Below are 22254 nucleotides of genomic sequence, written 5' to 3'. Positions count from 1 at the left end.
GGTTGCAGACTGTCAGAAAAACAGCGATAATGAAACTGTCCCGGTCCATGGCGCGCTCCTTGTGAATATGGCTTAGATACCGCTATTCTACAGGATGCGCCCCATGGATCGGGCATTTTTTTTAAGAGTTGCACATTAGGTTGGATTTTTCAAGAGTTATAGGTCACAACTTGGGTTATATTTAAATCGGGTAGGGTGGGCAAACGGTTTTATCGTTTGCTCACGCGGAAGATGATATAAATTGATGGGCTACGGTACTGAGGGCGAGGCTGTTGCGTTTATCAATGTGCTATAGCAGGAATATCTGCGCTCTCCGTAAAAAAAAAAATTGACAAATACTAAAAAATCAGGTTGAATTGAATAATCAGAGGCTTGGTTGAAGTCAATATTTATCATGGAGAATAATATGAGTATAATCAGAGTTAAAGCTGTAAAATCCGCATTAACTGCAACATTTTTACTGTGTATATTAACTGCATGTGGCAGCATTAAACTAGCACCTGAATACGATAAAGCTATCGTAGATGGATTAACATCTGTCAATCAAAAGATGATGCAATTTTTTGCTGCGGCATCATCAGGAACAACCGCTGCTACCTATGACAATCGCGAGAATACCTATAACGAACTTATTGGTTCCATAGATGCGCTTGCTATACAGACTGAGGCAAGACCTCTGCCAACAAATGATATTACCAGCCTATTTCGATCTGGTTCTACAGCGGAGTCGAGTGACAATGGAAAAAGCAGCGTGATTGCGTTGAAGAAAATATCAGAAACAGTCACGAAAATGCGTGATACGGATAAGAAGCAGGGCGTTACCGCCACTGAAGTTGCTGCGTTCAAAGGACAGGCAGTGATTTACTTGGATCAAGCTCTTACCTACGAGAGCTTCTTAAAGCGATAATAAGGAGAACGACATGGCAACAACACGGATTGATACTGTGCAGTTGATAGGTGATATGGAAAAAGTTGCTGCCCAGCTTACGCAATTAGTAGCTGATATGAAAGGCTCGGCAGCTCAAGTCTTAGCTGGCAAGGCATTCGTCAGTGATCTTCCTGAGATAGATGAATCTGCTAAGATAGAGAAATTTAAAATAGCGCAACCCGATATGCGTACTAAATCTCTGTCTGGCATCGTTGGGTTAGAATCGATATTGCTGAGACCTAAATCTGTGATAACGTCTGTCACAGCCTCGTTAGATGCAGCAAAATTAATCGCTGACATAAAAAATGTAGCTTCGGAGATACTTAAAAAACGTATCGAAGAAGTTGCAGGTTTTTCTGAACGTCAAGCAAAGGCGATTGCCATACAGGCTGAAGCCGTGGCAGAAGGCATAGCAACTGGTAAAATCACTGAAGAGACACGAGAATTTTTCCTCAAGGGATTACGAGATATGGTGGAAAATTTTATCCGCACACTGGAAAAAATCAAAAATGTAGTGATAGAACAGATAGTGAATGCTGTTTTTGAGGTGTTACGCAAGGCGATTGAAGCGGCGATTCCTGTCTTGTAGTAGCGTGTTTTAAAAAGCCCTTTCTTGTTTTATGAAGATGAAGAAAGGGCCTTTTTATTTATTACTTCAGCAGCCAGTCCGCGCCAAGCCTGCGGATGATGTTGAACCCGCCGCTCAGAACGAGGCTGCCGCCCTTGCCGATGTGGTCGAGGAAGACTTGCGCCTCGTAGGAGCGTGTGCCTGCATCGCAGAGGATGATCAGGGTTTTGTCATCCGGAATTTCCCCGTGCCGCTGCCGCAGTTCCGGGTAAGGCACAGCCAGCCAGCGTTCTTGGCCAAACTTCTCCATATAGGGATTGGCATCTTTAGCGTTGCGGATGTCCAAGGCAAGCCAGTCAGGCTCCCGGCTGAAGTCCTCCATCCACGCGAAGAAGCGGGCCATGCTCACCTTGCGCAGCAGGCCAGCGCAGAGGTTGTCGGCCACATACGCCGCTGCGTTGAGCGAGTCAATGGCCGAGGAGAAGGGCGGCGCATAGGCCATCTCCGCCTGGCTGAAGTCCTCTATCACCGCGCCCTTGGCGATCAATACGGCAGCCGCGTCAATGCGGGCGGAGATGGAGTCGTTCATGGCTCCGAAGGCTTGCAGGCCGAGCACGCGGCGGCTGCGGCGGTCGAAGACTAATTGCAGCGCAACTGCTGAAACGCCGGGGAAGAAATGAGCGCGGTCAGCAGGCGCGGTGAGCGAATAATCCGCGTCAAAGCCTTCGGCCAGCGCAGCCTCATAGGTGATGCCGGTGGCGGCGATGCAGCGTTCAAAGGCCTTCATGATGAACGAACCGACCACGCCGTCAAAGGTGCTGAAGCCGCCCGCCATGTTGTCTGCGGCGATCCGGCCTTCCCGATTGGCCAGCGAACCAAGCGGGGCAAAGCTCTGCTTGCCAGTGACAAGGTGGCGCACCGCAACGCAGTCTCCGGCAGCGTAGATATCCGGGTCGCTGGTCTGCATCCTGCTGTTGACGGTGATGCCGCCCCAAGGTTCCACAGCCAGCCCAGCCTCCTTGGCCAGCTCGCTGCGCGGGCGCACGCCAGCAGCCATGATCACCAAGTCGGCCTCCAAGGTGCGCTGCGGAGTCTTGACCGCAACCGCCCTGCCCTGCCCGTCGCCAACGATTTCCGTCGCGCCCTCGCTGGTGTATATGGCTACGCCCTTGTCCTGCATGTGCTTCTTCAGCATCGCCGCAAACTCGGCATCAACAATGCGCGGCAGCAGCTGGGGCATGAACTCGATCAGGGCGGTCTCAATCCCCCAAAGATCAGTGAGGGCCTCGGCCATCTCTATGCCAATCGCGCCCCCGCCGATGACCACCGCCTTGCCCACCTTGCTGCCTGCGATGCGCTGCTTGATCGCCACCGCCTTGTGCAGATCGGAGATGGTGAACACGCCGTCCAGCTCCGCGCCGGGTATGGGCAGGACAAAGGGCTTGGACCCGGTGGCGAGCAGCAGCTTATCGTAGGTCAGCTCGCGCTGCTCGCCGCTTTCCATGTGAATGACTTTGATCTTCTTGGCCCGGCGGTCAATGGACACCGCCCGCGTGCGGGTGAGCACAGTCACGCCCTTGGCATCAGCGAAGAAAGCCTCGTCCCGCACCATATGAAAGCTGGTCGAGCGCAGGGCGGTCTCCTCGGCCACGTCTCCGCTGACGTAGTATGGAATGCCGCAGCCGCCGTAGGAGATCAGGGAATCCTGATCCACCACCGTGATGTTCCAGCCGGGCCGCAGACGCTTGAGGCGGCAGGCTGCCTTCGGGCCAGCGGCCACTCCGCCGACGATGACGATGTTTTTACTCATGTCAGTTCTCCTGTGAAAAGGGAATCAGTTGCCATTTCGAGGGAAAAGGGGAAACTCCAATGGCAAGTTGTATTCATTTTTTATTGTTATTATTTGCCAAAATAAGAACAGGAATTGCCTCTTTCAGACAATAGGCCATAATTTTTATTTTTGTATATCTTAAATATAGAATTAATTACATATTCCGGAATCCCTGTTTTTTCATTAAGTTTTCTACTGTTCAGCCATTCACCCTTACACTTATCGATAATATCGATAAGTGTACTTAACTGTTCTGTTTTCTCAAAAAATGTAGATATATATAAAATATATATTGGATTGATTATTTCTATCCCACGCGGAGTGCTCGACGTTAGAACGTGTTCAACTAAAATGAAAGAATTTGCTTCCAACTCATTGATAACCCTGCTGTTTTTAACATAGAATTCTTTTTCAAAGTCAATGTATACCGAATTTTCTTCCATCATTTTGCAATATATTTCTCTTGACACTGCCAGCATGTCTTTATGAAGACTATTCATTATACTTTTAATTTGTTCTATCTCTAATTCAATAAATTTTGGAAATTTTTCCTTTTCTGTTTTCTCCGGCAACTCAAACAGCATCCCGTTTTCAGCCCGCAGATGCAGCACCGGTGTGCCCCATTCCATCGAGCCAAGACAGAGTACCGCTTTCCGTGCCTCAGCCACCGCCGCATCCACCGGCCAGCCCAAGGCTAAGGCATCATAAAATTCCTTGGCAAATTCAATGGCCACGCCGTCGCTGATCTCAAACTGCATGGCGACCACCGCAGGCAGACCCTGCCGCACCAGCGCAGCCGCAATCCCGGCGAATGGGTCTTCCGGGCCGCTGCGTGCGCCCTCGCAGGAGTTCAGCACAACCAAGCGCAGCGAACGGCAGTCGTGCAGCAGCACACCCAAAACCTCGCCGCTCACCAACCTGCCTTTGCCGCGCTCGTCCTCCAGCACCAGCTCGCCAACACCGCTGTGGCCGATGAAATGCAGGATGTGATGCTCGCGCCGCAGGGCTGCCCGCAGACTGCTCAGGTCGGCCTTAGGCAGCCATTCCAGCGTGGCCAGCCCTTGGCTGATCAGCGGCGCAACAGCCTGCTCCACCAGCTCCTTTTCTCGTGCCGTGTCAAGGGCAGCATAATCACTGGGGCCGGAGATCAGTCCAAGAATGCGGAGGGGAAAGGCGGTATGCAGCGGCCTGATGCCTTCCGGCAGCTCCAAATAGCGCACCAGCGGGGTCTGCACCGACTGCGCAAGAAACCGCCCGAAGGTCTGATCGTAGAGATATTCCCACGGCAGATCGGCCAGCTCTGGCGTGTCCTGAAGACGCAGCTTGAGCCGCAGTCCGCATTCCGGCTGAACGCGGACTTTTTCCAAACTGGCACGGAAGCAGTCGCGCACCTGCCCTTGAAAAATGGCCTCGAACAGCCCACCGCCCAGCTTGCGGGCCGCTGCCAGCTCCGGCGAATCAGCAGTTCGACTGGCCCGTTTGAGACGCGAGAGCTTGAGGATGAGGTTTTCTGTTTCAAGCGGTGCAAAGGGCAGGCAGAATGCTCCGGCGGCCTCGCCCGCAGGCGAACGGCAGGCCAGCAGGAAGCTGTCCGCATCCTTACGGATGAACTTCAGGTCAAAGTCGAGATAGTGCAGCGGGTTCATCTGGAATTATGCTGGAGCAAGTATGAAAATTGTGAAGAATCATGCTTCGATCTTACAGAGGGACAGCAGGCCGTCCTCCGGGCTGGTTCTGGCGGTCAAGGCGAAGTCGAAGCAGTTCAGCTTCAGACAGAGGTCGAAATCCGTGCTCGGACTCCACGGTTTAGCCGGATCGAAAAAGCGGGAAGAGCAAGGCGAGGCCCGCAGCAGTGGCCAGACCGAGGCTTCGTCAAAGGCTGCGCCGGTCAGCAGGCATTCCAAATAGTCGGCGCAGAGGCTGTCCTCGTCTGAGGGCGTTTCCGCCTGCCAGCCCATCCGCACCAAGGTTACGACCTTTGGCGATCTGCTGAGAATGCAGCGGGCAGTGGCTTTAGCATTGACAAAGGCCCCGGTCAGCACCTCGTCGGCCTTCATCGCCTTGACTAAACCCTGCGTGCCCGCATGGGTGGTCTGGATGACATTCTTGCCTTTGAGATCGGCAGTCTGCACTTCCGTGGGCGAATTGCCAAAGTCAAAGCCCTCGATTTTCCTGCCGCCGCGCTCGCCGATCAGCACGGCATCCGGCAGACGGCGGCGGAGAGCCAAAGCTTCCTCAATGCTGCCTGCGGGCAGCAGCCGCGCCGCCAGGCCATGCAGGCAGTAACAGGCGGTGGAAAAGGCCCGGAACACATCTATGATGACCGCGATGCCTTCAGCCGCCTCAGCTCCGGCGGCAAAATCGCTCTTGATGATTTTCATATCCGTTCAACTGATCTTTCCGTGCAATCGCGGCGGCAGCCTCCCGCCACAGCCCTGCGGCAGGCTGCCGCCCAAGCCGCTGGAATATGACGGCAATCAGCCTACTGCATTTGCCCCTGCTCCGCCAGCGGAAAAAGTACCATTTGACGGAGCGTCTTTTTCTGTGATACTCGTTTAGAGAGGAGGTCTGCGTTTTTACGGGGCTGGCGCAGGCTCATCTGGGGCGTTTCCGCCCACACGCCTATTCAGCGGAACAACACTATTTGATCAGCAGGGAGCGGGCGGCGCGGAGCCGTTCAGCCGGATGAGGCAGCCTGCGCTGCGCTTTGCCGGACAGAGAGGACAAGGAGCGCATTTGCATTTGTTTGGAACAATGTCAGGAGCCGACGGCAGAGGTGCGGGATGTATGATATACTGATTGTCGATGACGACCTCTTCGCCCTCGCCCTCCTTGAAGAGCAGCTGAAAAGCTACGGCGATTTCTTCACCCCGGTCTACGCCAGCAACGGCAGGGAGGCGATTGAAATCCTCGGCCAGGAGGACATCGCCCTGCTGGTGACAGACCTGATCATGCCCGGCGAGATCAGCGGCTGGGATTTGATCGACTACATAGAAAATTTTCATCCGCATATTCCGGTGGTGGTCATCACCGGCTGCACAGACCGGGAAAAAATTGAGACGCTGCGGAAGCGGGTGCGGCACATCCTGCTCAAGCCGATCAAAGTCCGGCAGCTGGTCAAAATTGTCACCAACATCCTCAACGAGGACATCACCAGCGGCAGCCTCAAAGGCATATCAGTCGGCGCGTTTCTCCAGCTACTGGAGATAGACGGCAGAACCTGTCTGCTTGAAGTGGGAAACTCGCCAAAAAACAAAGGGCTGCTGTACATCAACCGAGGCAGGCTCTACGATGCCGAATACGGGGAGCTGCGGGAGCAGGAGGCGGCCCGCCGGATCATCGCCATGGACAATGTCCGTTTTCAGATCAAAGCCCTGCCGAAAGTGGAAATCCGGCGGCGGATCAAGAGCGACCTGATGTCTATCATCATGGAGGCCATGCAGCTGAAAGACGACGAGGCGGCGGGCGTTCAGGCCGCTGACATGGAGCCGTCGCAGAACGACATCGTCATTGATCCTGATGCCGATTCCGACCTCGACGAGACTGAGGAGAGCCTGCTGCCGCCCGACAACAGCGACGAGCTGGTGCTGGAGGCGGAGGCGGAGCAGATGGAAACGGAGGATGCGGCGGTCTCTCCCGCACGGCAAATTGAACAGGACAGAAACGACATGAACATCACCACCCTTGAGAACATGTTCATCAGCCTCCGCTGCATCAAAGGCTACAAGAACGCGGCTCTGATGAATTTTTCCGGCGAGATCCTTATTTCGGACGCAACTGAGGCAGATTCGGAGCTGGAGAACATCGGGCCGGTCTTCAACGACCTGCTCCGCTCGGCGGAAGAGGCGGCGGACAAAGTGGGGCTGGAATCCTGCTTGGAGCTGGTGCTGCGGACCAGAGGCGGCGTGGTGGTGATGTGCTGCTCCGGCGCGGATTCGCCAGTGCATTTCCATCTCATCGCCCTTTTGGACAAGGACGGCAATCAGGCGCTGACCAAAATGCAGCTGGCCAAGCTGGTGCCGATGATCATGAAAGAGCTGGAATGAGCCGCCGACTTCAGTTTCGCTCGTACTGCTGGCCCGGCAGCTGGCGGATCAGTCCCTTCAGCTCCAGACCAAGGAGCAGGCCGTGCAGCTCGCTCACCGGCAGGCCGCTTTGCTCGGTCAGTGCTTCAATATCCGTTGGGCTGGCCGCGTCAAGCAGGGACAGCAGGCTTTTCTCCGGCCCGGTGAGATCGTCCGGGAGCGGCGGCGGGCTGTTCCGCTGCTCCGGTCTGCGACCCATTGTCGGCAGCTCGGCCAGAATGTCCTCAACGGAATGGGCCAGATGCGCCCCCTGCTGAATCAGATGGTGCGCGCCCTCGCTCTGCGGCGAGTCAATCCGGCCCGGCACGGCAAAGACTTCGCGGTTCTGCTCCAAGGCCATCCGGGCGGTGATCAGCGAGCCGGAGCGGGCGGCGGCCTCAATAACCACCACGCCCAGCGAGAGGCCGCTGATGATCCGGTTGCGGGCCGGGAAGCGGAAGCCCTCCGGCGGCGTGCCGAGCGGATATTCGCTGATCAGCAGGCCCTGCGCCAACAACTGTCCGTACAGGCGGCTGTGAAAACGGGGATAAACAATGTCCACGCCGCAGCCGAGCACAGCGACAGTGCGGCCTCCGGCGGCCAGCGCGCCCGCATGGGCTTGGCCATCAATGCCGTCAGCCATGCCGCTGACCACGGCGCAGCCTGCCTCTGCCAGCTGGCGGGCGAAAAGGAAGCTGACCTTGCGTCCGTAGCTGGTGGCAAGGCGGGAGCCGACCAAGGCCACTGCTGGCTGCTGCAAAAAGGAAATGTCACCCCGGCACCAGAGCAGCGCGGGCGGATCAGGAAGCTGAAGCAGAAGAGATGGGTACGCGGAATCAGCGCGGCAGAGCAGCCGCACACCGGCTTTGACGGCCCGCTCCTGCTCTTGCTCGGCCCACGAGCGGGCCTGCGCAAGAGCGGCGGGATTGTTGAACACGGCAGTCAGGCGGGGGCCAATGCCCTCGACCTGCGCTGCCGCCTGGCCAGCGGCCAAGATTGCCTGCGGGCTGCCGAAAACGGCCAGCAGCCGGTGAATCAGAGCTGGCCCCAATCCCGGCAGCGCGGTCAGAGCCAGCCAGCTGCCGACTGAATCAGCTTCCGGCATCCAGCAGCGGCTCAGTCATAGACAAACGGCTCCAGATAACGGCTGCGGTTCGGATGTCGCAGCTTTTTGATCGCCTGCGACTCGATCTGCCGGATGCGCTCCCTCGTCACCGCAAAACACTGGCCGACTTCCTCCAAGGTGTGATCGCAGGCCACCTCGATGCCGTAGCGCAGCCGCAGCACTTGGGCCTCGCGCTCGGTCAGCTCGTCCATCACCTTGCTCAGGCAGCGTTTCAGGCTTTCGGCAATGGAAGTGTCCTGCGGATCAGGATTGACCTCGTCAATGATGAAGTCGCTGAGGAGGGTGTCGTCCTCGTCCCCCACCGGCGCGTCCAAAGAAATCGCGTCTCTGGCCGTCTTGAGGGCGGCGTTGACGTAGTCCACATCGGTGTTGAGCTGCTCGGCCAGCTCCTCCGGGGTCGGCTCGCGGCTCTCGTTGCGCTGGAACTCGCGGGTGAAGCGGAGCATCCGGTTGATGGCCTCGATCATGTGCACCGGCAGACGGATGGTGCGGCCCTGATCGGCGATGCCCCGGTTGATGGACTGCCGGATCCACCACGTGGCGTAGGTGGAGAACTTGTAGCCCCGGTTGTAGTCGTATTTCTCCACCGCTTTCATCAGGCCGATGTTGCCCTCCTGAATCAGGTCGGCGAGCATCATGCCCCGGTTGAGGAACTTCTTGGAGATGGAGATCACCAGACGCAGGTTGGCCCGCACCAGCGACTCTTTAGCCTGCTTGGCCATCAGGCGGCCTATCTTCACCTCGGTGAACAGGGCGTTGAAGCTGCGGCAGTCCATGCCGACAGTTTCAGCCAGATCAAAGCTGATCTGCCGCTCCAGCTCGTCAATATGATGATCTTCTGGAATGCCGTGGCCGTTCCGGGATGCCAGCAGCACCTCCCGCCTTGCCCTGATCCGCACCTCGCGGAATTTTTCGCTGAACTCCTCGACCGCCTTGACCACTGGCAGCAGGCTGCGGAAGCTGACCCGCCACTGCCGGAACAGGGCGGCGATTTCCAAGCTGAGATGCCGGATGCCGTCGGCCAGCCGCTCCTCGTCCTCCGGGCTGCCTGATTTCTCATTCAGCTGCCGGAACAGCCCGGCCCGCTGCTGATCCAGCCGTCCGGCCCGGTCAACTGCGTCAAGGAAGGCTTCCCGTATGGCGGCCAAGCCGCTGTCGTCATGTTCAGAGACCCCGTTGAGCACTGAGCCGATGCGCAGGCTGCCCTGCAGAAGACCATCCCTCAGGCTGTTCAGCGCCTCCAGTCCCATTGTGAGCTGCAGCACGGCGTTCTGCACCCGCGCCTCGCCTTCTTCTATTTTTTTTGCCAAGGCTATCTCCTCGTGATAGGAAAGCAGATCCAGCTCGCCCATCTCGCGGAGATAAATGTTCATGGGGTCAGCTCCGAAATCATCCTGTCCCGGCCTTTCCTCCTCATGCAGCCCGCTTTCGCAGCTCTGCTCCTCGTCTGACATGTCGACATCAGAACTGTGCGCCACAATTTCCTCGTCCTCATACAGATTGCCCGAAGGCACATTCAACTGGTTCTTCACGAGATACCTCCTCCGTACCGTTAGAAACACAGCTCCTGCGCGAAATCCGCCGACTCCGCGCCCCCCCGCCCCTTGTGCTGCCTGCTTGACTTCTGAGAGCCTCCGGCCAGCGTCTCAACCCGGCGGCTTCCGCTCCGCCCGCTGTCCGGCTCATTTTTCCGCGCTGCGGCAGAAAAATCTTTCCTTTTTCAACGTGCTGTCAGCTACTGAGTCGGCTTCTGCCGCCCCTGTCAATCAGAATACAATTTTTTGCATGTTTTGTACAGATTTTTCTACAGCCACGCTGTGGTTTTTTCACTGCGACAAGCCAGGCCGCTTGTCAGTATTGAGTCTCAATTTGCAATTTATAACCATCTTCTCAATTTTCTGCAAGAAATTCTTTGCAATTATTTCCCGGACCGTATTCTGTAAATTTTCATCCGCAGCTCCTCCACCAGCCATTTTTCGCCCTGCTGCTCGGCCAGCCAAAGCTGCCGCTGCAAGGCCGCGCTTTCCTGCTCGTCCTTGGCCCGGCGGAGCCAACAAAGCATTTCAGCGCACTGCGTCTGATTTTCGTCGTCATCCGCTCCGCCCTGCTGAAGCAATGCGGCAATCAGCCGCCGGGCCGGGCTGTCGGCGAGCGCCGCCAGCAGCTGCTCCGGCGCGAAAGGGCCAGCCGCCGCCAGCCGCTGCATGGCCGACACCGCATCCCGCACCGGCGGAGCGCAGAACGGCAGGTAGTCAAGCAGGCCGCCTTCTGCGAGCGTTTGAAAATGCTCCGGATAGAAGACAAGAAAATGAAGCAGCTGCTGTTGCTGCGCTGACAGCGGCGCGGCTTCCTCAACCTCAGCAGGAGCTGCATATTCCTCTTCCGGGATAAAATCCGGCAGTGGCGGCATTTCCTGCTGTTCCGGCAGCGGCGGAGCTGGCAAAAAATGTTCCGCCGACACGCCCAGCTTGCCCGCGAAATGCGCGGCCATCAGCTCGCGCTGGGCGCGATCGGATGTGAGCTTCAGCAGCTCACCCAACTCGGCCATGATTTTATTTTTCCCGGAGAGCGTGAGGCCGTGTTCTTTTGTCAGCGCGTCGAAGATGAACTCCGGCAGCGGGGCGGCGGTGTCAAGGAGCTGCCGCACGGCATCCGCGCCTTGCTCACGCACGAAGCTGTCCGGGTCATGTCCGGCAGGCAGCAACGCGGCCTTGGCCTCCAGCCGTTCGCTGAGGAAAATCGGCACTGACCGCCGGGCGGCCCGCAGACCTGCCGCGTCGCCGTCAAAGAGCAGCACGGCCTCGTCGCACAGGCTCCGCAGGGCGCGGACATGCTCCTTGGTCAGCGCGGTGCCAAGCGGCGCGGCGGCGTTGCTGATGCCATGCACATCGAGCAGGAGCAAGTCGAAGTTGCCTTCGACAATCACCGTCTGGCGACTTTTTCGGATTGCCTCGCGGTGCTGATGCAGGCCGAAAAGAATGCGGCTTTTTTCAAAGATCAGGCTTTCCGGCGAGTTCATATACTTCGGCTGTCCGTCGCCCAGTACACGCCCGCCGAAGGCGCAGACACGCCCGCTGTGATCGGTGATCGGAAACATGATCCGGCCACGGAAACGGTCGTATGCCCCCTTTCCGCTGCTCCTGCGCACGGAAATCCCGGCCTGCTCAACCGCTTCAGCTCCGAACTTGGCCGCCAGCTGGGAAGAAATAAAATCCCATTCGTCCGGGGCGTAGCCGAGCTGGTATTTCAGCACGAATTCCTGCGGCACTCCGCGCTTGGCAAGATACTGGCGGGCGGCCTCGGCCTGCGGAGCCTTGAGCAGGAAGCCGTGGTAGATGCTGGCGGCCTCTTGATTGACGGTATACAGCAGCTCGCGCCGCCGCCGCCGTTCCTGCTCGGCCTCGTTCAGCTTGGGTTCGGGCAGGCTGATCTGGTGCCGCCGGGCCAGCTCCTTCAGCGCGTCCGGGTAGCTCATATTCTGATATTTCATCAGAAAGCTGAAGACATCCCCGGACTCGCCGCAGCCGAAGCAGCTGAAGCTCTGCCGTTGCTGATTCACAAAAAACGAAGGCGTTTTCTCCCCGTGAAAGGGACAGAGGCCGGTGAAATTCGCCCCGGCCCGCCGGAGCTGGACATGCTCGCCGATCACTTGCACGATGTCAGCGGCCTCGCGCACTCGCTCTCTGGCTTCTTCCCAAGAATCATTGCATTTCATCAAATTTCGCCCGTGCGGCGCATGATTTCAGGCCGAAGATTAATTCATACACCATAAACATCTGAATATCAATGAAATTTGCTTGAAAAGCGTAAAAAAGCGCGGCAGAGGAAATAAAATAACGCAAGGTCAATGTGATACGCGAAAGGCCGCGTCAGCCGTGACCGACTCAATTTTGGTTCGGCAGGAACAGCCGCTCCACCACCTCATGCATGGTGGCTGCTATACAGGAGAGACAAAATTTAATCTTATTGAGTATTTTTTATGGCAATGGCTTATCTTTTGGCAAACCAAGTCCATAATAAGCATTTGTCATAAAATGAGACCAAATTTCGGCTGGCAATCCAGAACCGGAAACATTTTTCATGGGGCTGTTGTCTCTGTTTCCAAGCCAAACACCAGCAACTAAATGCGCTGAAAATCCTACAAACCAAGCATCTCGATTATTCTGCGTAGTTCCAGTTTTTCCTGCAACTTGAACTGATTTAACAGCTGCTTTCCTGCCAGTTCCTTTCTGGATTACTTCACGAAGTGCTTTATTGATATCATGAACATATTTTTCATCCAGAATAACATTTTCTTTTTCAGCAGTTCGCCAGTAAAGTATGGTTCCGTAACCATCTCTTATCCCGTTTATTGTATAAGGAGAAATTTTTTGACCTCCAGAAGCGAATACGCTATATATTTTAGTTATATCACGCAATGTTGCTTCGCCTGTACCAAGTGCCAAGGTTGGATTGTCAGGTAAGGAGCTGTCATTAAATCCTAATTTTTTTGCTGTTTTTATGATATTCTTTCGACCAACCTTTTCCATAAGGCGAACTGTTGCTGTATTACATGAAGAGTACAGAGCCTTTTCAAGGGTAATTGAACTTGGATATTGATGATTGTTATTTTTAGGACTCCATCCGTTTACACTTATATGTTTTCCTGAAATTTTCCTACTCATCTTCCATCCATTCTCAATTGCGGATAAATAGACAACAGGTTTAAATACTGATCCCATCTGATTTTTCGCCTGAACGGCATGGTTAAATGTGCTTTTTTTTCTGTCTAATGAACCAACCATTGCTTTTATCGCTCCACTGGTATCCAGCGCAATAAAAGCTGCCTCAGATACATTTAATTTTTTAAACGTATCTAATCTTTTCTTGATAGACAATTCTGCATAAACTTGCAACTCTGGATTAAAAGAAGTTAACACAAAAAGACTTCCGTCTTTTGTATTTTTTATTTTAGATATCTTTTTAATTTCAGGAACTACCGCATCAAAAAGACAGATATGATCTGTGCGATACAGTACCTTTTTGCCTTTTCTTATAGATTTAAATATCTTTTCATTATTTTCAATAAAACCATGTTTCTTCATTTTATGAATAACATCAACTGCACATCTCTCTGCAATATCTTTATGATATTTATAATTTCTTTTTCTTGGATTTGGAAAAGAGCCAACCAATAAAGATGCTTCCCAAAGAGTTAGATCCTTAGCTCTCTTGCTGAAATAGTAACGAGCTGCTGTTTCTACCCCTCTTGTTCCATTGCCAAGATAAATATTGTTTAAATACATCTCCAAAATTTCTAATTTTGAATAATAAATTTCTATTTTTATAGCTAATAAAATTTCTTTTACCTTTCTAATATAATTTCTATTTGTACTCAAGAATAAGGATCGAGCCACCTGCTGTGTAATTGTACTCCCCCCTGAACCGCCATGATGTTTAAAAATTGCTCTTGCTATGCCTGTCAGACTGACACCATGATGGTCGTAAAATCCTTTATCTTCTCTTGATATTACAGCATCTATTAAATATTTAGGCATATCTTCAATGTTAACATGTAAATTAAAGATAACTTCTTTAAAAGATATTGCATCCCCTCTTTTTTCTACTAAAAACACAATATTATCTTCCGCCTGATTTAACTGATGTACATCGGGAAGAAACTCTATTGTATATATAATCATAATGATTATCATGATTATAATTACGCTAATACATTTTTTTATCATAATAAATTATTTTTGAATCGAGCAGGAGCTGACGCACTCCTTTGTTAAAGGATTAAACAAATTAATTGAAACCTCAAAAAGTTGGTGCTTTTGACAGTTATTGCATCCTGCAACTGCCTGATTATTCGATCACTCTTGCGACAAAATTGGTATTTTTCGAGGTGCCCTGATAAAGTCACAAGTTCGATTGTCAACCCGTTGATTTTATTTAACCAGCGATTTACGTGATGAAAAACAACATATTGTAATTATTGAACTTGTTATTTTAACTACGTAAATCCTATCCTAATTTTTCAAGATTTGACAATAAAAACATACAACGTTGCCTTTTGTCAAGACAAAACATCAACAAGCTACCCACCAAACAACCTTTCCACCACCTCATGCACTGTGCGGACAGGATGCACGACAATGCCTTCCGCAGAGCCAGCCTCAAGCTGGCGGCGACTAGATTCCGGCATGAGGAAGGTCTTGAAGCCGAGCCTCCGGGCTTCGCGCAGGCGCATCTCCATCTGGCTGACAGCGCGGATTTCCCCGGCCAAGCCCACCTCGCCGCAGACCACGGTGGCCGGATCAACCACCTTCTCATAAAGGCTGGAGAGCAGGGCTACAATCACAGCCAAATCTAAAGCCGGCTCATCGATGCGGATGCCGCCCGCGATGTTCAGGAAGATGTCGTGGTTGAAAAGGCTCAGGCCGATCTTCTTTTCCAGCACTGCTGTGAGCAAGGCCAGCCGCTGCGGGTCCGCACCGATGGCGGTGCGCCGTGCTGTGCCGAGGCTGGATGGGCTGACAAGAGCCTGCACTTCCACCAAGATAGGCCGCGTGCCTTCCACGCTGGGTATGACCACAGAGCCGGGCACATTGACAGGCCGCTCGGCGAGGAAGAGCGCGGAGGGATTGTCCACCTCAGCCAGGCCGCTCTCCTTCATCTCGAAGACCCCGATTTCATTGGTCGAGCCGAAGCGGTTCTTGACCGTGCGCAGGAGGCGGAAGACTTGGCTGCTGTCGCCCTCGAAATAAAGCACCGTGTCCACCATGTGCTCCAGCACACGCGGCCCGGCGATGCTGCCGTCCTTGGTGACGTGGCCGATGAGAATCACCGGCATGTCCGTGCGCTTGGCGAGATTGACCAAAAGTGAGGTGCATTCGCGCACCTGCGTGACCGAGCCGGGCGCGGAGCTGACCTCCTCGCTGTACACAGTCTGAATGGAATCCACGGCCAAGAAGGCGGGGCGCAGCTCCTCCACCTGCCGAATGATGGCCTGCACCGAGTTCTCGGCAGCAAGAAAAATGCTGTCGCTCCGCACTGTCAGCCGCTCGGCCCGCATCCGTATCTGCCGGACAGACTCCTCGCCGCTGGCGTAGAGCAGCTTGCGATCCTGCTGGGCCAGCGCGGCTAAAAGCTGGAGGATGAGCGTGGACTTGCCGATGCCTGGATCGCCGCCGATCAGCGTGACAGAACCAAGCACGATGCCGCCGCCCAGCGTCCGGTCCAGCTCGCTGATGCCGGTGACTAAGCGCGACTCCTCCTCGCCGCCTTCGCCGTTGAGCGGGAAAATTGCTGCCGCCGCGCCGCCGCCGCGCAGTTTTGGCTTGGCCTGCTGCTCGCGCAGACTGTCCCACTCGCCGCACTGCGGACAGCGGCCCAGCCATTTGCGGCTTTCATGGCCGCAGCTGGCGCAGAGGAAGACAAGTTGTGGTTTAGCTGGGGCCATGCGGGGACAGATCTATGCCGCCTTTTCTGCAACACTGGAAAACAACATGCTTTCAATGCTCAGATGATAATCAATATCAGGCCATTCAATACCTGTTCCTTGGCAGATAAAATTATATCTTCCAAGCTGGAACAAAGATGCGCTTTGCAGCTCTTTGTACCAAGATATTGGCGTGGAGATGATACGTTCATCTTCAAGTTCAACATGAAGATAACGGTCATCAAAATGAACAGACTTACCTCTGACTAAAGTCTTCATCCCGTTTCCTCTCGAAATTTTTTTTGCTTTTTTCAACAGCGGAGGAAGACAAGTTGTGGTTTAGCTGGGGCCATGCGGTTCATCCGTGATGCCGCTTCCTGTGACAGTTCGGACAAAGAGCGACGGTGTTTTCTATAGTGTCTGCTCCTCCTTGAGCCAATGGAACAATATGATGCGTTTCAAGGAAAGGCTCATTCGTCGATTTGCTGATAAAAGGCGCATGTTGCTTGCAGTCGCAGCATATTCCGTTCGCTTTTCTTTTTGTATACTCGGCAATATATAGATTTCTTTCAAATTTCAAAACAGTTACACTTAATCGTGACGATTCAATGCAGCGGTTTGCATTTTTTATTTTTTCTTCCAAATCGTGAATACTCAATTTTCTGACTTCTTTTTCCATTTGCTCCTGTTCTCGATAATCATCATCAATTGCAGTGTAAACAGGATCAGGGGTGCGACTTGATAACACTTGTGACAAATAAGCAGTTAATCCAGGAGAATGCGTCCTCCTCATCAGTGGGGTTATCTTAGTGTTGCGTATCGCATAATCGATAAAACGTCTGTTTGCTTCTTCTAAAGAAGGTAAAATATTAACAATATGCTCATGCGAAACAAGACAGCCGACAGAGTCGGGAACTTTGGCAAGACAGTCGGGAGTTTCTCTTAAATTACTGGAAATAATCTTTTTCTTTCCTTGATGCCCTTGAAATTTTACAGATGCTGCCTCTGTGAAGTTCAAAACTTCTTTCAGAACGAGTACTAATGAATATTTTTTGTATATAGTTATGCAGTATTCTTGGCCAACATTAAACCTTATAAATTTTCCATTCTTGTCAAGATTTATATTCCAATTATCCGCTCTCAATTCGTTGGCGTAACAAATCGCATTTGACAAGAAATGTAGAATATTTTTTCTCAGTTTAGCATCTGGAAGCAGTTTTTCGGCGATCTCCTGAGCCGACTGAACGTTTTCTCTGTCAATTGTTTTGGATTTATTGCGATTATTATCTTTATCGCACTTCCAAATTTCTTCGAGTTCATTCGCCACATCATCAGGAATCTCTGACCCAGACCCTCTCGGATGCCAATATTTTTTCTTTAAAACAGGATGATTTTCAAGCAGGTCAATATTTATTATGCGATCAATCCCAGGAACAAGTATTCTGTCAAAATCTATATCTACGTATAGTGCTTCCTTCTGAGTCTGACTATTATTCCAATGTGTATCAGGATACACATCTGATGTAGCCCATCCAGAAGCCATGATGCCTTTTGGCGCTTTCCCTAAACGAATAAGAAAAAGACGATCACCTTTTTGAATGGATTTCCGTGACCCTGTACTCCAGCCCCACGAGAAGACTCTTTTTCTTTTAATCTCCTGAGCCGCATCAGCAATATCATCCCAAGGATAATATTCAGGATTCCATATCAATAAGTACGTGGCCATTTTTTCTTCTGGAAAATTTGACGTTGAATGCCTTAAACGGTTCAACGCTCTGCTTGTCTTATAGAACGGCGAGGCCATTTGTGCAGCCCCGCCGTCTCTCCATTTCAGTGCCCCTGTGAACCGCAGGCCAGCATCTGCTCATTCAGCCGCTGGGCTTGCAGACAGAAGGCCTCCATCCGCGCCTCAATAAGCTGAGGGAAAGGATTGCCGTCGGTCTCAATGGCCAAGAAGGGCAGCTTGCGCTCCTGCCAGGCCAGCGCACTGAGGCCGGTGACTAAGTGCCTCCTTCGCCGTTGAGCGGAAAACCTCTGCTGCTCGCGCAGAGGAAGACAAGTTGTGGTTTGGCTGGGGCCAGGCCAAAAAAATAAAAATGTTGCGAATTGAGGCCGCACTGGAGCGGCTGCTCAAATATGAAATCCAGCCGGATAAATTGCAAGCATTTTTGACCATGCGGCGTGTTTCGCGGCACAGCCAGAATGTATGCCGATCTCGGCATTCTGACCTGCGATCCGGTCATCACCGAAGATCTGACCGAGCTGTTCAACTATCTGACCACCGGCTACGCCCCGGACAGAAATTGCCGCAAGCTGCTGCCTTCGCCGCGCATTTTGAAAAAAGCCCTGCTGGAGAAGATCAGCCGTGAAATAGCCTTGCACAGCGAAAAAACTCCGGGACGGATTCAGTTCAAAACCAACGCGTTAGAAGACAAAGACATCACCGCCGCCCTCTATAAAGCCTCAATGGCCGGGGTGAGAGTGGACCTGATTGTCCGTGACAGCTGCCGCCTGCGGCCCGGCATCGCCGGACTGTCGGACAATGTGCGGGTGATCTCGGTGGTGGGCCGCTTCCTTGAGCACTGCCGGATTTACTATTTCCACAACGGCGGCGAGGAGGAGTATTTCATCGGCTCCGCCGACATCATGAAGCGGAATCTGGAGGAGCGGGTGGAGGTCATCACCCCGGTCGAGCCGCCGGAGCTGCGCGTCCAGCTGCGCCGTTTTCTGGAGTTTCAGCTTGGCGACCAGCGCGGCGCGTGGGAGATGCAGCCGGACGGCAGCTATGTCCAGCGCAGCGGCGAAGATCAGGTCAGCTGCCACGAGAAGCTGATCCGGCAGGCGGAGAAGCGGCTTTCTGACGCGCAGCAGCAGGTCAAATTGCGACGGAAAAAAATCATCAAGCGCAAAAAGAGCTTGGTGAAAAAATAAACTTCAGCGCAATCCATTGCAGGGGCTCACCATCCATCACTTTTCATAAGGAATGAAAGGTCGTTCGCATTCGGAGCAATTCCTAAACGCCCAAGGCGTTGCCTTGAGCTGATGAATTTCAGCCCGTTGGGCTGCATGGAACTCCGAAGGAGTTTTTGTTCATCAGCACGGAGCATCGCTCCGTGCGTCTGGCTGTCGGCGGTCAGGCCAGCCCTTTGATAAGCACCTGCGCCTCGCCCGGCTTGGCAGCAGCGATCTCGCCGATCAGATAGGCCTGTTCGCCCATCGCCCGGAACTGCTGCATGACCGCATCAGCATCTGCCTCGCTGACTGCCGCCATCATGCCGATGCCCATGTTGAAGGTGCGGTACATCTCCGCCTCTGTAACCCGGCCTTTGTCCTGCAAGAAGGAGAAGACCGGCGGCACGGGCCAGCTGCCTTTCTCGATCACCGCTTTGCAGCTCTCCGGCAGCACACGGGGGATGTTGTCAAAAAAGCCGCCGCCAGTGACATGCACCAGCGCGTTGAGCTTGTGGTTGCGCAGGACGCGGAGAACGCTGGCCACGTAGATGCGGGTCGGCTTGAGCAGCTCCTCGCCCAGTGTGCAGCCCAGCTCCGCCACTTGATCACCCACCTTCAGCCCCAGCTCCTCGAAGACAATCTTCCGCACTAAGGAGTAGCCGTTGGAGTGCAGGCCGGACGAGGCCAGGCCGATGATTTTATTGCCTGGCCTGACGCTGCTTTTGTCAATGATCGCGGCGCGGTCGCAGATGCCAACCGTGAAGCCTGCCAAGTCGTAGTCGCCTATCTGATACATGCCCGGCATCTCAGCCGTCTCGCCGCCAATCAACGAGCAGCCCGCCTGCTTGCAGCCGTCAGCGATGCCCTTGATCACGTCTGTCGCCACCTCTAAATCCAGCGCGGAGGAGGCAAAGTAGTCCAAGAAGAAGAGCGGCTTGGCCCCGCAGACGATCACGTCGTTGACGCACATCGCCACCAGATCAATGCCGATGGTGTCGTGCTTGCCGCAGAGCTGGGCAATCTTGAGCTTGGTGCCCACGCCGTCGGTGGATGCCACCAGCACCGGGTCTTTCAAGCCAGCGTTGCCGATGCTGAAGAGGCCGGAAAAGCCGCCGATGTCATCAATCACCGCTTTGCCGTGTGTCGCCCGGACAAGCTGCTTGATGCGGGAGACAAAGGCGTTGCCCTTGTCAATGTCAACCCCGGCCTCGCTGTAGCGCGGAGATGCGGGAGCGTCTGTCTGTGTCATTGTGTTTCCGCCGATGCCTGAAAGTCCATGAAAAAAGCCGCAGAGCAGGGAATTGCGCGGCTGACTGCTGGCGAGATTACTTTTTTCCGCCGCTGCTTGTCAATATCTTTGCATGAGGATTGCAAGCCGCCCTGTCTTTTGGTAGGCTGCCCTCATGAAAACTTTGCTCACTCTGATCGGCCTTGTGCTGGTACTCGAAGGCGTTCCCTACATGGCCTTCCCTGAATTCATGAAGGAATGGCTGCGGCAGCTCTCGGAGGCCGAGCCGGACAGGCTGCGCTCGATGGGCCTGGCCGCGCTGGCCGCCGGATTGTGCCTCTGCTGGTTCGCCCAGCGCAGCGGGCTGTTTGAGTAGCCGGAAGCCTTATGCCCTGCCGCGCCTCCGGCAGCGTTCCGCAATGATCACCGATTTCAGCTCCAGCACGGCTTGGTCCAGCTGGTCGTTGATGATCAAATAGGTGTAGGCAGGGGCGGCCTGCATTTCTTTGGCCGCATTGGCGAGACGGCGGCGGACGCTCTCCTCGCTTTCGGTGCCGCGCCCGCGCAGCCGCCGCTCCAGTTCTTCCAACGAGGGCGGGGCGATGAAGACAGTCACCGGTTGAGCGTTGCGCCGCACCTGCTCCGCTCCCTGCACGTCAATGTCTAAGATCACGTCCTCGCCTGCGGCAAGGCGGCTTTCCACTTCCTGCCGCGAGGTGCCGTAGCGGTTGCCATGCACCTCCGCCCATTCGAGAAAGCCCGACGGCTGCCGGTCGCGGATGGCCTTGAACTGCTCCATGCTGACAAAGTGATAGTCGCGCCCGCTGATCTCGCCGGGCCGGGGCTGGCGGGTGGTGTGCGAAACCGAGAAGGCCAGACCGGGCAGCTCGGCCATCACCTGCCGCAGAATCGTGGTCTTGCCGCAGCCGGAAGGCGCGGACAGCACCAGCAGGATGCCTTCATTCATGGTCGTTCTCCGTGTGCAGCAGGCGGGCCGGATTGGCCTGTTCTTTGTCCAGGGCGGCCAGCCGCTGGCTGATGGTTTCCGGCTGCACCGAGGTCAGCACCAAGTGGCCGCTGTCCAAGATGATGATGCCGCGTGTGCGGCGGCCTTCGGTCACGTCAATCAGGCGGTGCTCCTGCTTGGCCTCCTCCTTGAGCTTGCGGATCGGCGAGGAGCCGGGATTGACCACAGCGAGAATGCGGCTGATTTTCACTGCATTGCCGAAGCCGATATTGATGAGCCGGTTGTCCATTAAGAATCTGCGCCAGTTTTTCTGAACAGCCCGTAGATGTACGGGCGGGGCTGGCCAGAGGGATTGGTGTAGGTATGCTCTTCTGAGGTGATCAGGGCGAAGTCATTGCCGAGACGCATGGACATTTCTTCGAGGGAATACCGATGCAGCTCAAGTCCGGCGCATTTTATGGCACCGGCGGTTGAAAACTCCGCCAGCAAAACATGGCCGCCGGGCCGGACGGCTGCGTGGAGATTGGCAAAATAGCCTTGAGTCTCGTTCTCGCTGAGGAGGAAATGCAGCACCGCCCTGTCGATCCACAGATCAACAGCAGCGGCAAGCGAAGCAGGTAAAGGCTGTGCAATGTCATGATGCAGCAGCGTGACATGCTCATGTTTCGCTATTCTCTGGCCCACGTTGCGCAAGGCGACTTCGCTGATGTCGTTCAGGATCAGTTTATATCCTCTGCCTAAGAGCGCATCCACGAGCAGCGATGTGCCTGCGCCGGGCAGAAAGACCGTCGCCGCTTCCTGCTGCGGCAGCGGATCAATGAATTTCAAGGTCTGAGAGACATCGTTCTCATGCCAGCCAAGCTCTGCATCCTTCTTGCTGGCAAAAATCGCATCCCAATGTGCGGCGCGAGTGGTCATGTTTTTTTCCTCGCAGATTTTGTGAAATTTTGATGATGCCTGATTGACAGCAACGGCGGACTGCAAATGATTAATAAAATTAAATAATTTTAATATGTTAATTTAAAAATAACCCAAGTTGTGACCTATAACATCGTTTTTTCGATGCCATAGGCCAATATGAACAAGAACACCTTCAATTCAAATCCATGCGACGTGACAGCATGAATATGCGCTGGAAATTTTTGGGCGATGACGCTGAATGCCGAT

19 protein-coding genes and 1 pseudogene are annotated in these 22254 nt (G+C 54.1%); 5 read left to right on the top strand and 15 right to left on the bottom strand.

The annotated features are described in order from the left end of the window. The first annotated feature begins 406 nt into the window (after positions 1 to 406). Entirely contained in the window at positions 407 to 907 is a 501-nt protein-coding gene (locus ACNKH3_RS07600) for a hypothetical protein (protein ID WP_420208798.1), read from the top strand. Positions 908 to 920: 13 nt separating this feature from the next. Further along, entirely contained in the window at positions 921 to 1517 is a 597-nt protein-coding gene (locus ACNKH3_RS07595; RefSeq protein WP_420208797.1) for a hypothetical protein, read from the top strand. Between the two features lie 61 nt (positions 1518 to 1578). Here ACNKH3_RS07595 and ACNKH3_RS07590 read toward each other — a convergent pair whose 3' ends face one another. From ACNKH3_RS07590 to ACNKH3_RS07580, 3 genes are all read right to left on the bottom strand, one after another. After that, on the bottom strand, positions 1579 to 3306 hold the full coding sequence (locus tag ACNKH3_RS07590) for an FAD-dependent oxidoreductase (protein WP_420208796.1): 1728 nt from the start codon (positions 3304 to 3306) through the stop codon (positions 1579 to 1581). An 89-nt stretch (positions 3307 to 3395) separates the two neighbouring features. Then, on the bottom strand, positions 3396 to 4973 hold the full coding sequence (locus ACNKH3_RS07585; RefSeq protein WP_420208795.1) for a CHAT domain-containing protein: 1578 nt from the start codon (positions 4971 to 4973) through the stop codon (positions 3396 to 3398). 39 nt (positions 4974 to 5012) lie between these two features. After that, entirely contained in the window at positions 5013 to 5708 is a 696-nt protein-coding gene (locus ACNKH3_RS07580; RefSeq protein ID WP_420208794.1) for a 2-phosphosulfolactate phosphatase, read from the bottom strand. 402 nt (positions 5709 to 6110) lie between these two features. On the opposite strand from ACNKH3_RS07580, the gene ACNKH3_RS07575 reads away from it, so the two are divergent. Further along, the gene (locus ACNKH3_RS07575; protein ID WP_420208793.1) at positions 6111 to 7373 is read left to right on the top strand and encodes a response regulator; all 1263 of its coding nucleotides are present in this window, start codon (positions 6111 to 6113) and stop codon (positions 7371 to 7373) included. A 10-nt stretch (positions 7374 to 7383) separates the two neighbouring features. Here ACNKH3_RS07575 and dprA read toward each other — a convergent pair whose 3' ends face one another. The 8 genes from dprA to ACNKH3_RS07535 all read right to left on the bottom strand — a co-directional run bounded on the left by dprA (position 7384) and on the right by ACNKH3_RS07535 (position 17893). Then, positions 7384 to 8496 carry a DNA-processing protein DprA gene (gene dprA, locus ACNKH3_RS07570; protein WP_420208792.1) on the bottom strand — a complete coding sequence of 371 codons (1113 nt, stop codon included), beginning with the start codon at positions 8494 to 8496 and terminating at the stop codon, positions 7384 to 7386. An 11-nt stretch (positions 8497 to 8507) separates the two neighbouring features. Continuing rightward, positions 8508 to 10049 carry a sigma-70 family RNA polymerase sigma factor gene (locus tag ACNKH3_RS07565; RefSeq protein WP_420208791.1) on the bottom strand — a complete coding sequence of 514 codons (1542 nt, stop codon included), beginning with the start codon at positions 10047 to 10049 and terminating at the stop codon, positions 8508 to 8510. A gap of 386 nt (positions 10050 to 10435) precedes the next feature. Then, the gene (gene dnaG / locus ACNKH3_RS07560) at positions 10436 to 12232 is read right to left on the bottom strand and encodes a DNA primase (RefSeq protein WP_420208790.1); all 1797 of its coding nucleotides are present in this window, start codon (positions 12230 to 12232) and stop codon (positions 10436 to 10438) included. Positions 12233 to 12494: 262 nt separating this feature from the next. Continuing rightward, entirely contained in the window at positions 12495 to 14198 is a 1704-nt protein-coding gene (locus ACNKH3_RS07555) for a transglycosylase domain-containing protein (RefSeq protein WP_420208789.1), read from the bottom strand. Between the two features lie 398 nt (positions 14199 to 14596). Beyond that, positions 14597 to 15961, bottom strand: coding sequence for a DNA repair protein RadA (gene radA / locus ACNKH3_RS07550; RefSeq protein ID WP_420208788.1), 1365 nt, complete (start codon positions 15959 to 15961; stop codon positions 14597 to 14599). A 12-nt stretch (positions 15962 to 15973) separates the two neighbouring features. Next, positions 15974 to 16219 (bottom strand): DUF2442 domain-containing protein, encoded by a 246-nt coding sequence (locus ACNKH3_RS07545; RefSeq protein ID WP_420208787.1) that lies wholly within the window; start codon positions 16217 to 16219, stop codon positions 15974 to 15976. Positions 16220 to 16298: 79 nt separating this feature from the next. Then, positions 16299 to 17666 (bottom strand): HNH endonuclease, encoded by a 1368-nt coding sequence (locus ACNKH3_RS07540; protein ID WP_420208786.1) that lies wholly within the window; start codon positions 17664 to 17666, stop codon positions 16299 to 16301. Between the two features lie 104 nt (positions 17667 to 17770). After that, the gene (locus ACNKH3_RS07535) at positions 17771 to 17893 is read right to left on the bottom strand and encodes a hypothetical protein (RefSeq protein ID WP_420208785.1); all 123 of its coding nucleotides are present in this window, start codon (positions 17891 to 17893) and stop codon (positions 17771 to 17773) included. A 237-nt stretch (positions 17894 to 18130) separates the two neighbouring features. On the opposite strand from ACNKH3_RS07535, the pseudogene ACNKH3_RS07530 reads away from it, so the two are divergent. After that, positions 18131 to 18871, top strand: a pseudogene (locus tag ACNKH3_RS07530) (RNA degradosome polyphosphate kinase); the annotation flags it as partial. Between the two features lie 202 nt (positions 18872 to 19073). Here the strand turns inward: ACNKH3_RS07530 and purM are convergent. After that, a complete protein-coding gene (gene purM, locus ACNKH3_RS07525; RefSeq protein ID WP_420208784.1) occupies positions 19074 to 20141 on the bottom strand; it encodes a phosphoribosylformylglycinamidine cyclo-ligase in 1068 nt (355 codons plus the stop codon). Between the two features lie 154 nt (positions 20142 to 20295). On the opposite strand from purM, the gene ACNKH3_RS07520 reads away from it, so the two are divergent. Next, positions 20296 to 20496 carry a DUF2065 domain-containing protein gene (locus ACNKH3_RS07520; RefSeq protein WP_420208783.1) on the top strand — a complete coding sequence of 67 codons (201 nt, stop codon included), beginning with the start codon at positions 20296 to 20298 and terminating at the stop codon, positions 20494 to 20496. Between the two features lie 9 nt (positions 20497 to 20505). Here the strand turns inward: ACNKH3_RS07520 and gmk are convergent, their stop codons facing one another. Genes gmk through ACNKH3_RS07505 form a run of 3 tightly spaced genes read right to left on the bottom strand, consistent with a single transcriptional unit; the run spans position 20506 to position 22005 of the window. Beyond that, positions 20506 to 21087: a guanylate kinase gene (gmk, locus tag ACNKH3_RS07515; RefSeq protein ID WP_420208782.1), complete on the bottom strand. Its 582-nt coding sequence runs from the start codon at positions 21085 to 21087 to the stop codon at positions 20506 to 20508. Further along, complete coding sequence (locus tag ACNKH3_RS07510; RefSeq protein ID WP_420208781.1) at positions 21080 to 21376, bottom strand: DUF370 domain-containing protein; 297 nt, start codon at positions 21374 to 21376, stop codon at positions 21080 to 21082. Before ACNKH3_RS07510 ends, gmk begins: the two co-directional genes overlap by 8 nt. Further along, entirely contained in the window at positions 21376 to 22005 is a 630-nt protein-coding gene (locus ACNKH3_RS07505) for a class I SAM-dependent methyltransferase (protein ID WP_420208780.1), read from the bottom strand. Before ACNKH3_RS07505 ends, ACNKH3_RS07510 begins: the two co-directional genes overlap by 1 nt. Positions 22006 to 22254 lie beyond the last annotated feature (249 nt).

Origin of the sequence: Candidatus Electronema sp. JC, assembly GCF_048287365.2 — a bacterium.
In the GTDB taxonomy this organism is placed as follows: domain Bacteria; phylum Desulfobacterota; class Desulfobulbia; order Desulfobulbales; family Desulfobulbaceae; genus Electronema.
This window is presented reverse-complemented; position numbering and strand designations above follow the sequence as displayed.

Coding starts and splice junctions, on each gene's coding strand:
- ACNKH3_RS07580 (WP_420208794.1), bottom strand. CDS start 5,708: ATGAAAATCATCAAGAGCGATTTTGCCGCCGGAGCTGAGGCGGCTGAA.
- dnaG (WP_420208790.1), bottom strand. CDS start 12,232: ATGAAATGCAATGATTCTTGGGAAGAAGCCAGAGAGCGAGTGCGCGAG.
- purM (WP_420208784.1), bottom strand. CDS start 20,141: ATGACACAGACAGACGCTCCCGCATCTCCGCGCTACAGCGAGGCCGGG.
- ACNKH3_RS07520 (WP_420208783.1), top strand. CDS start 20,296: ATGAAAACTTTGCTCACTCTGATCGGCCTTGTGCTGGTACTCGAAGGC.
- ACNKH3_RS07575 (WP_420208793.1), top strand. CDS start 6,111: ATGTATGATATACTGATTGTCGATGACGACCTCTTCGCCCTCGCCCTC.
- ACNKH3_RS07595 (WP_420208797.1), top strand. CDS start 921: ATGGCAACAACACGGATTGATACTGTGCAGTTGATAGGTGATATGGAA.
- ACNKH3_RS07510 (WP_420208781.1), bottom strand. CDS start 21,376: ATGGACAACCGGCTCATCAATATCGGCTTCGGCAATGCAGTGAAAATC.
- ACNKH3_RS07600 (WP_420208798.1), top strand. CDS start 407: ATGAGTATAATCAGAGTTAAAGCTGTAAAATCCGCATTAACTGCAACA.
- radA (WP_420208788.1), bottom strand. CDS start 15,961: ATGGCCCCAGCTAAACCACAACTTGTCTTCCTCTGCGCCAGCTGCGGC.
- dprA (WP_420208792.1), bottom strand. CDS start 8,496: ATGCCGGAAGCTGATTCAGTCGGCAGCTGGCTGGCTCTGACCGCGCTG.
- ACNKH3_RS07585 (WP_420208795.1), bottom strand. CDS start 4,973: ATGAACCCGCTGCACTATCTCGACTTTGACCTGAAGTTCATCCGTAAG.
- ACNKH3_RS07540 (WP_420208786.1), bottom strand. CDS start 17,666: ATGGCCACGTACTTATTGATATGGAATCCTGAATATTATCCTTGGGAT.
- ACNKH3_RS07555 (WP_420208789.1), bottom strand. CDS start 14,198: ATGATTATATATACAATAGAGTTTCTTCCCGATGTACATCAGTTAAAT.
- gmk (WP_420208782.1), bottom strand. CDS start 21,087: ATGAATGAAGGCATCCTGCTGGTGCTGTCCGCGCCTTCCGGCTGCGGC.
- ACNKH3_RS07545 (WP_420208787.1), bottom strand. CDS start 16,219: ATGAAGACTTTAGTCAGAGGTAAGTCTGTTCATTTTGATGACCGTTAT.
- ACNKH3_RS07505 (WP_420208780.1), bottom strand. CDS start 22,005: ATGACCACTCGCGCCGCACATTGGGATGCGATTTTTGCCAGCAAGAAG.
- ACNKH3_RS07590 (WP_420208796.1), bottom strand. CDS start 3,306: ATGAGTAAAAACATCGTCATCGTCGGCGGAGTGGCCGCTGGCCCGAAG.